The sequence below is a fragment of the bacterium genome, assembly GCA_040757115.1.
In the GTDB taxonomy this organism is placed as follows: Bacteria; UBA9089; CG2-30-40-21; order CG2-30-40-21; family SBAY01; genus JBFLXS01.
The window spans coordinates 1-8342 of sequence record JBFLYA010000127.1 but is presented as its reverse complement, the minus strand read 5'-3'; the positions used below and the strand labels follow the sequence as shown (position 1 = coordinate 8342).

General features: G+C 37.0%; 11 protein-coding genes. 7 read left to right on the top strand and 4 right to left on the bottom strand.

Annotation, left to right across the window (positions count from 1 at the left end; all coding sequences use genetic code 11):
• Nucleotides 1–1722 (bottom strand): ATPase, T2SS/T4P/T4SS family (locus AB1422_11770; protein ID MEW6619993.1); only part of this gene is annotated, 1722 nt, incomplete at its 3' end.
• A 341-nt stretch (nucleotides 1723–2063) separates the two neighbouring features.
• On the opposite strand from AB1422_11770, the gene AB1422_11765 reads away from it, so the two are divergent.
• Nucleotides 2064–3341 carry a hypothetical protein gene (locus AB1422_11765; GenBank protein MEW6619992.1) on the top strand — a complete coding sequence of 426 codons (1278 nt, stop codon included), beginning with the start codon at nucleotides 2064–2066 and terminating at the stop codon, nucleotides 3339–3341.
• Between the two features lie 88 nt (nucleotides 3342–3429).
• Here the strand turns inward: AB1422_11765 and mtnP are convergent, their stop codons facing one another.
• Nucleotides 3430–4293, bottom strand: coding sequence for an S-methyl-5'-thioadenosine phosphorylase (gene mtnP / locus AB1422_11760; protein ID MEW6619991.1), 864 nt, complete (start codon nucleotides 4291–4293; stop codon nucleotides 3430–3432).
• 170 nt (nucleotides 4294–4463) lie between these two features.
• Between mtnP and AB1422_11755 the strand changes: the two genes are divergently transcribed.
• Nucleotides 4464–4703: a hypothetical protein gene (locus AB1422_11755; GenBank protein MEW6619990.1), complete on the top strand. Its 240-nt coding sequence runs from the start codon at nucleotides 4464–4466 to the stop codon at nucleotides 4701–4703.
• A gap of 12 nt (nucleotides 4704–4715) precedes the next feature.
• Here AB1422_11755 and AB1422_11750 read toward each other — a convergent pair whose 3' ends face one another.
• Nucleotides 4716–5345 carry a hypothetical protein gene (locus AB1422_11750; protein MEW6619989.1) on the bottom strand — a complete coding sequence of 210 codons (630 nt, stop codon included), beginning with the start codon at nucleotides 5343–5345 and terminating at the stop codon, nucleotides 4716–4718.
• A gap of 77 nt (nucleotides 5346–5422) precedes the next feature.
• Between AB1422_11750 and AB1422_11745 the strand changes: the two genes are divergently transcribed.
• Nucleotides 5423–5743 carry a hypothetical protein gene (locus tag AB1422_11745; protein ID MEW6619988.1) on the top strand — a complete coding sequence of 107 codons (321 nt, stop codon included), beginning with the start codon at nucleotides 5423–5425 and terminating at the stop codon, nucleotides 5741–5743.
• A gap of 568 nt (nucleotides 5744–6311) precedes the next feature.
• On the top strand, nucleotides 6312–6662 hold the full coding sequence (locus AB1422_11740) for a T9SS type A sorting domain-containing protein (GenBank protein ID MEW6619987.1): 351 nt from the start codon (nucleotides 6312–6314) through the stop codon (nucleotides 6660–6662).
• 39 nt (nucleotides 6663–6701) lie between these two features.
• Here the strand turns inward: AB1422_11740 and AB1422_11735 are convergent, their stop codons facing one another.
• Entirely contained in the window at nucleotides 6702–6929 is a 228-nt protein-coding gene (locus AB1422_11735) for a hypothetical protein (protein MEW6619986.1), read from the bottom strand.
• 575 nt (nucleotides 6930–7504) lie between these two features.
• Here AB1422_11735 and AB1422_11730 point away from each other — a divergent pair.
• Genes AB1422_11730 through AB1422_11720 form a run of 3 tightly spaced genes read left to right on the top strand, consistent with a single transcriptional unit; the run spans nucleotide 7505 to nucleotide 8185 of the window.
• A complete protein-coding gene (locus AB1422_11730) occupies nucleotides 7505–7795 on the top strand; it encodes a nucleotidyltransferase family protein (protein MEW6619985.1) in 291 nt (96 codons plus the stop codon).
• Nucleotides 7792–8073, top strand: coding sequence for a HepT-like ribonuclease domain-containing protein (locus AB1422_11725; protein ID MEW6619984.1), 282 nt, complete (start codon nucleotides 7792–7794; stop codon nucleotides 8071–8073). Before AB1422_11730 ends, AB1422_11725 begins: the two co-directional genes overlap by 4 nt.
• Nucleotides 8000–8185 (top strand): HepT-like ribonuclease domain-containing protein, encoded by a 186-nt coding sequence (locus AB1422_11720; protein MEW6619983.1) that lies wholly within the window; start codon nucleotides 8000–8002, stop codon nucleotides 8183–8185. The genes AB1422_11725 and AB1422_11720 overlap by 74 nt, the downstream gene beginning before the upstream one ends.
• Nucleotides 8186–8342: the final 157 nt, after the last annotated feature.

Genomic DNA, 8342 nt, shown 5'->3' with positions numbered 1-8342 from the left:
TCCGCGGATTACTTTTCTTAATGCCGATTCTCTTAAAGAAATCATTCCCATCTCTTCTGCTAATTCTTTAATTGTTTGTGCCGGTTCACGGTTCAAAATAAGCTGGCGAATATCATCATTAATAATCATTACTTCATATACACCAATTCTGCCTTTGTAGCCAACATTGTTACATCTATCACAGCCTCTACCGCGATATAAAGGAAATTTTTTATCTCCTTCAACTTTAATTCCTACACTACGCAAGGTCTGCGTGGATGCTTCATAAGACTCTTTACATTCTGGACATATTTTTCGAACTAATCGTTGAGCAATACTTAACAAGATAGTGGATGAGATTAAAAATGGCTCTATTCCCATATTAAGTAATCGAGTTACTGCTCCTGCGGCATCATTAGTATGCAAAGTAGAAAATACCAGATGTCCAGTTAAAGCGGCATTGATGGCTACTTCCGCCGCCTCACGGTCTCTTATTTCACCTACCATAATAATATCAGGGTCTTGCCGTAAAAAATGCCGCAGTCCATCTGTAAAATCTAATCCTATTTCTGTTCTGACCTGAACCTGACTTATTCCTGGCAAAAGATATTCTATTGGGTCTTCAACTGTTACTATATTTTGATCCTCTGAATTTATCGTTCTTAAGGTCGAATAAAGGGTGGTAGATTTCCCACATCCGGTTGGTCCTGTGACTAAGATAATTCCATGAGGTGCACGGATATATTTTTTATAAAGTGGTAATGCCTTTGGTTCAAAACCTAACTCATCTAACTCTAAACACAGATTACTAGCATCAAGGATTCTTAAAACTGCTTTTTCTCCATAAGTAGTTGGAATAACTGATACACGGAAATCTATATCCCTTTTTTCATACCGAACTTTAAATCTACCATCTTGTGGTAATCTATGCTCGGCAATATCCATTCCTGCCATAATTTTTATTCTTGAGATAATTGCATTTTGAAATCGTTTAGGTGGAGATGGAATTGTATATAACACGCCGTCAATTCTATTACGCAGTCTAACAGACTTTTCTTGTGGCTCAATATGTATATCTGATGCTCTTGATTTGATAGCATCGACTAATATATAATTTACTAAATCAACAATGGATGGTTCTGTCCCTTTCTTTACTAAGTTACTTAAATCTTCCTCCTGGATAACTACCTCTTCTTTAACTACTTCTACCTCATCTTTATGCTCCATCTTTTTAACCAAATCATCCATAGAGATGATTTTTCCATAATGTTTTTCGATGGCATTTCTTATTTCTCTTTCCGTCGCAACAACTGTTTTAATTTCACACCCAGTTCGTGACCTTACTTCATCAATGGCAATAACATTTAGAGGGTCAACTAACGCTACAACTAATATATTGTCCTTTTTACTTATTGGTAGAGTTAATTCCCGTCGCATAATATTTTCGGGTATAATATTTTTTACGCTCAGTTCAATTTTATCTAAATCTTTTGCCTTTACTCTCGGTATTTTTAATTCTTGTGAAAAGAAATCTGCAATATCATCTTCCTTCATAAGACCTAATTCTACCAGGATACACGCCAATCTATCTCCTCTTTTCTTCTGGACCGATAGCGCCTCATTAAGCTGGGTATAATTGATAATTCCCCGTTCAACTAACATTTCGCCCAGTCTAAGTTTTTTCCTTCCTGTTTCTGGAGAAGTAATTTCCTCTTTCTTTTTTTGCTTAATTTCTTTTTCCAAGATTTTTATTCACCCCTTTATATCATCAACCTTATTTTATTATACATTATTAATATCGGAATGTCAATTAAAAAAATTAAGTTTTTTTAATTTTGGTATAAAAAAAAGATTGACACTGAATAGAAAATATGCTATACTAACTCATTGGTAGTTTAATTACCACTCAACACTCAATTCCTGAATCCCTGATTTAATCAGGGACAGGAACAGGTTTTATCTGAGAGTGTTGTGCTAAAATAGGGCTTCACGAAATTATAAAGTAAGTAATCGGTTAAATGGTAATTGCTAACTAATTACCATTCACCAGTTACCAATTACCAAAAGAAAGGAGGTGAAATAAAATGAATAAACGGTTACTATGGTTAACGGCTGTGATGGTAGGAAGTTTGACTTTTGGAGTTCAACAAGCCAGCAGTTTTGAAGATGCGAATGATTCTCCACTCTATAAATCCACTTTAAAGTCAGCCTTACAGTTCAACAATACTGGAATTGTTGTTGTTCAAGCTAATGAACCAGAACCACAATTTCCAACTCAAGAACCTGTCAATACCCAATGTCCTGTAGAAAGGACTAAGTGTCCACAACCGCTTACTCGCTGTCCAGAAGCAGAAACAAAATGTCCACCAGTGCTGACTAAATGTCCGGAGATGAAAACCCGATGTCCAATTGTAGAAACAGAATGTCCACCGCATAATATCACTCAAGAACCAATTAACACCCAATGTCCCGTAGAAAGGACTAAGTGTCCACAAGCGCCTACTCGCTGTCCAGAAGCAGAAACAAAATGTCCACCAGTGCTGACTAAATGTCCGGAGATGAAAACCCGATGTCCAATTGTAGAAACAGAATGTCCACCGTGTAATATCACTCAAGAACCAATTAACACCCAATGTCCTGTAGAAAGGACTAAGTGTCCACAACTGCCTACTCGCTGTCCAGAAGCAGAAACAAAATGTCCACCAGTGCTGACTAAATGTCCGGAGATGAAAACCCGATGTCCAATTGTAGAAACAGAATGTCCCCCGTGTAATATCACTCAAGAACCAATTAACACCAAATGTCCGGTAGAAAGGACTAAGTGTCCACAACCGCTTACTCGCTGTCCAGAAGCAGAAACAAAATGTCCACCAGTGCTGACTAAATGTCCGGAGATGAAAACCCGATGTCCAATTGTAGAAACAGAATGTCCCCCGTGTAATATCACTCAAGAACCAATTAACACCAAATGTCCAATAGTGACAACTAAATGTCCAGTGATTCAGACGAAATGTCCTGAGATAAGAACCCGATGTCCAATTGTAGATACACAATGTCCCCCGTGTAATATCACCCAACAACCAATAAGGACCACATGTCCGATGATAAGGACGAGATGTCCAGAAGAGCAAACCAAATGTCCAGTGAGAAGGACTGAATGTCCAGTGATTCAGACAAGATGTCCAAAAGAACCAACAAAATGTCCGATGATAAGGACGAGATGTCCAGAAGAGCAAACTAAATGTCCAGTAATAAAGACAAAATGTCCGATGATAAGGACGAGATGTCCAGAAGAGCAAACTAAATGTCCAGTAATAAGGACGAAATGTCCCTCACCATGTCCAGTGACAATTTCAAGATAGACAATAAAAAGGGGAATTAAGACAAAAAAAAGGGGCAATCTTCCACGGAAGTGGGATTGCCCTTTTTTTTTCAGGTAATCGTTATGTCTTACAAATACTCTCCAATTATAAGTTTTAATTTCTCTTTGGTGCTTTGAGGAATTAATTCAGATTTTGTAATTATTCCATCTTTAAGTGCTGTGGCACAGACACAATGCCGGGTATCGGGAACTTGAGTAATTATCTTTTTAATCATCTGTTTTGCATGCTCGACATTTTTCATCAGATTATTTATGACCATTTCTATGGTTACATCTTCTGCGGTTTCATGCCAGACATCGTAGTCCGTAACTAAAGCAATCGTCGCATAGCAAATTTCCGCCTCACGCGCCAATCTCGCCTCCGGGATGTTAGTCATACCAATAATATCACATCCCCACTTTCGATAAATATTAGATTCCGCCCGGGTGGAAAACTGTGGTCCTTCGATACAGATATAAATTCCGCCTTGATGAATCGTGTAGCCTGATTCTTTTCCAGTTTCATACAATAACTTATTTAATTCTGGACAATAAGGGTCGGCAAAACTTATATGTCCAACAGCACCTTCTCCAAAGAAAGTATGTTGTCTTAGACCTAAAGTTCGGTCAACTAATTGGTCTGGAATAACTATATCCAGTGGTTTCAATTCTTCTTTTAAACTACCTACCGCACTTACGCCAATTATCCGCTCAACGCCTAATGATTTTAAGGCATAAATATTTGCCCTTGAATTTATCTCCGTTGGCATAATACAATGTCCTTCTTTATGCCTGGGTAAAAAAGCAACCTTCTTTTCTCCCAATCTACCAATGACAATATCATTAGAAGGAAGACCATAGGGGGTAGGGACTTGTTTTTTCTCAATCTCCTTTAATTCCTCCATTTGATATAATCCACTGCCTCCAATTACTCCAATGCTTACCTTTTCCAATTTTATTCAACCTCCTTCATCTTTTACTGGACAATATTATTAACTATGCATTCATTCACAATTCACAATTTTTTCCCTAAATTTTCTTAATAATGGTGAATGGGTGAATTGTCAATTGTCAATTATTAAAACTCCTTTCTTCTCACGCTTCACGGTGTCCACTAAAATTTGTGGGTAAGGATAAGGATTCTCATCAGGGCAATCTCTTGAGTCCAGCAACATTAAAATTATTAACCAATCTGGCTTGCCTGCTGAACATTCGGCAAGCAGGTCAGAGGTATTTCCCTGTCTGCATCAATAATCTTTTATGTTATCTAATTTATTTCTATGTCTTCTCTGCGAACTCTTGCGTCTCTGCGGTGAATTACTATCTGAACGGTTACAGGATTTCTTTTATCCCAAATCACTAATCCCTTACCGCCTTAAATCCCAAAAACCTTTTCTATTAGTTTCACAAAAGTAGGATTAGCAAAGGTTAGGGCAATAAGGGCAATGGCGATGAAGATATTAAGCCTAAAGTTAAGGCTTTTGAACTTCTCATCTACAATCTTAAATCTTTCATCTACAACATTAAATCTTTCCTCCATCTTACTTTCAAGAGCCTTGAATCTTTCATCTACAACATTAAATTTTTCCTCCATCTTACTTTCAAGAGCCTTGAATTTTTCATCTACAACCTTAAATCTTTCATTCACCTCATGTTCAAGTGTTTTAAATCTTTCATCAAATAACTCTCTTGTTACCAGCTCATTATGTTCAAGGGCTTTAAATCTTTCATCAAATAATTCTCTTGTTACCAGCTCATTTCTTAATTCATCTTTTAATTCAGTTTTTATCTGGCTCTTCTTTTCTACGATTATCTCTTCTGCCTTCTTCTCAATTGCTTCAATTACTGACTCTATTGACTTAGCAAAAATCTCTGCCTTTTGTTTTTCTCCTAATGCCTCTGTTAATAAATCATAGGTTGTTCGCGGCAAGGTATATGTAGCCATATTTTTTATCTCCTTTTTAGTCAATTTTAGAAGTCTGTTCGCAGGAAACATTTTTATCATAACATAATTCCAGTTTCCTGTCAACTTTTTTTTTCTGTCATCCCAATATGATAATGTCACCTTTTACCAAAATGAAAATGTCCCCTAAGGATGCTATAATATCTTTCAAAAAAGGAGTATGTTATGGCAGAAAAGGATATTATCATGTTGAATCAAAAGGAGCTGAGGCAATTACATGTAATTTGCAAGGTATTGGACAAACAGCTAAAACAGACAGAAGCAGCAGATATTTTAGGTTTAAGCAAAAGGCAAATAAAAAGGCTGGTAAAAGGGTTAAGGTTGAAGGTAATACAGGTATAGCGCATAGATTGCGAGGAAAACCCTCAAGCAGAGCAATACCCGCAAAGATAAAAGATAGAGGTAATTATTCACCACGAAGGACACGAAGTGAAATTTGATAAATTATCGTAATCGTTCAGGTAACACAAGAATAATATTGAATATCGAATGTAGAATACTGAATGTAGAATGATGAAGTTTCTGGATTTTTCTGTTTGGCCGTTTTTATACTTTGAACATTCTACATTCAATATTTTGTAAGTGTTCCGAAATCTCAATCAATATTAGTAACTCAAGACCTGAACGGTTACAAATTATCGAATAGAGTCATTGGATGCACTATAGCGGTGCATCGAACTCTTGAGCCATGTTTGTTTGAATTCACGTGGAAAGATTGGAAGAAGGCATAAAGAGATTTGTTCTGTAACATCTTCGTGTCCTTCGTGCTCTTCGTGGTGAATAGTTACCATTTCTGTTACAAAAAACTATTATTTCAATTCCCCAGGAACCGCTATTTATTATACTAAAAAATCGTAACTGTTCAGCCACGGATGAACACGGATGAAACACGGAAAATCCCGCTACAGTGTATTTGCATGCAATTAGGGTTGTAGGGACAACCCTTGTGGTTGTCCGCTTACGGAATGGACAGGGACAAGCCCTGTCCTTACACTTCCGCTTGACTTTTTGATAGATAAGTTTACTCTACGGAGTTTTATTTTACTACCTTTTACAACCTTTACCTCAGGAGGCGTAATCTTTACCCCAACAAACAATGATGTCTTTGCCTATCCAGGTCCATGGAAGAAAGGCGATTCAAAATATGGAGGAAGGTATATCTATTTTGACAGGGTTAGCGAAGGTTCAACTATTCGGATTTACAACATTGTCGGTGAATTAATAGATGAGATACCTGTAACCGAATGCCATCCGAAATGGGATATTCAAAGCAAAAACCTTGCTTCAGGTATCTATATCTACTGCATCACCGGCGGAGGTGGAGGAAAGAAGATAGGAAAGATTGGGATTATTAAATGAATTTAGGATTGGATATGGGATGTAGATTTTCGCAGATTATCAAGTAAATAAGGCTGGTAAGGAGACCTCAAGCACCTCATAGCCATCCTCTAACACCCTCTCTACAACCATAGTTGCAGTGGGGGTTTGATTGAATGAGCATATCTTACGCACATAAGAGCCCTGCGTTATATCTAAGAACTCAGCCAATTCATGCCCAACCTGGGCTGTATCACCATCTATAGCCTGTTTACCGCAAAGGACTAAAGAAACCGAGTAATGGGTCAGTTATCGGTGGTAAAAGATATTCCTCTCGCAAAGACGCAAAGGACTCAAAGAAATTTCAAATCACAAATTCCAAAGGACAAATAAATCCCAATGGCTAAAATTTAAACTTCCACATCAATCCATTTATCATTATTCGTTGAACGAATAAACCAGGAGTCTTAAACAATGAACTCTGAACGAATAGAATGTGGTGTTTGGAATTTATTTGTAATTTGGTGCTTGAAATTTGGAATTTCTGAGTACTTTGTGTTCTTTGCGTCTTTGCGAGAAATTTAATCTTTGTGCCTTTCTCCCACCAATAGCTAACGCCTTACGGAAACCGATAAGAATTTTGTTGACAATAGGGAAAGATTATGGTAATATATTCCCATAATGGGCAAAAGTGAAGGTAACATCCGAATTCGAGCAAAGCGAGAATTCGTAAGAATGTTGCGTAAGCAAAATGTTGCGAAGCAAAAAATGCTCCAGAAAGCAAATTTCTATCAGTTATAGTTAATTCTGCTTTCGAGGTCTAACCTGAATACCGTACTGACGGTGCTCAAATTACTCCACAAATAGCCGTGAGGTGGTAGAAGATGAATCCTCAAGTTGAAAATATTCAAAGAAACATTATTCGGGTGCTGAGAAAACACAGAGTAAAAAAGGCCGCACTATTTGGCTCCTATGTAAAAGGAGATGAAAAGCCAGAAAGCGACATAGATATTATTGTTGAATTTTCGGAAAGAAAAAGTTTGCTTGACCTTGTTGGAATAGAGCAGGAACTGTCTGATACCCTGGGTATTAAGGTCGATTTGCTCACAGAGAGGTCTATAAGTCCATACCTCATTGGCAGGATTAAAAAGGAAATGAAAGTGATATACGAATGAATAAGGATGACACTATCTACTTAAAAGACATTTTTGATGCTATACACCGCATTGAAGACTACACTAAAGAAGTAAACTACAGTAATTTCATGAATAGTAATCTGATTCAAGCAGGTGTTATAAGAGAACTGGAAATAATTGGAGAAGCAACTAAAAAATTGACTCAGCAATTAGAGATAAATATCCGAATATACCCGGAAGAAAATGGCTGGAATGAGGGACAAATTGATACACGATTATTTAGATGTAGATATAGATGCTGTTTGGGATGCGGTTGAAAGGGATATTCCTGTATTGAAAAACGAATTGAAATATATTATTGAAAAGGAAGAGAATCAATCTAATCATTATGCACAAACTAATCCTGACCACAGGTCAGTACCTGTTTAGCGTGGTCAGAGAGCACAAATGAATGGTACAGACTTAGTGCGAAACCACTTCAAACACAACAAGTTGTGTAATACAAAATCAAAAATTAAATATTAAAATGCAAAATGACATATCAAATATCATATCAAAAATCAAAGAGCAAATATCAAAATTAAGG

Bases quoted from the DNA above. Each gene is read 5' to 3' on its own strand.
- AB1422_11765 (MEW6619992.1), top strand. From the start codon at position 2,064: ATGAATAAACGGTTACTATGGTTAACGGCTGTGATGGTAGGAAGTTTG.
- AB1422_11750 (MEW6619989.1), bottom strand. From the start codon at position 5,345: ATGATAAAAATGTTTCCTGCGAACAGACTTCTAAAATTGACTAAAAAG.
- AB1422_11745 (MEW6619988.1), top strand. From the start codon at position 5,423: ATGTCCCCTAAGGATGCTATAATATCTTTCAAAAAAGGAGTATGTTAT.
- AB1422_11730 (MEW6619985.1), top strand. From the start codon at position 7,505: ATGAATCCTCAAGTTGAAAATATTCAAAGAAACATTATTCGGGTGCTG.
- AB1422_11725 (MEW6619984.1), top strand. From the start codon at position 7,792: ATGAATAAGGATGACACTATCTACTTAAAAGACATTTTTGATGCTATA.
- AB1422_11720 (MEW6619983.1), top strand. From the start codon at position 8,000: ATGGCTGGAATGAGGGACAAATTGATACACGATTATTTAGATGTAGAT.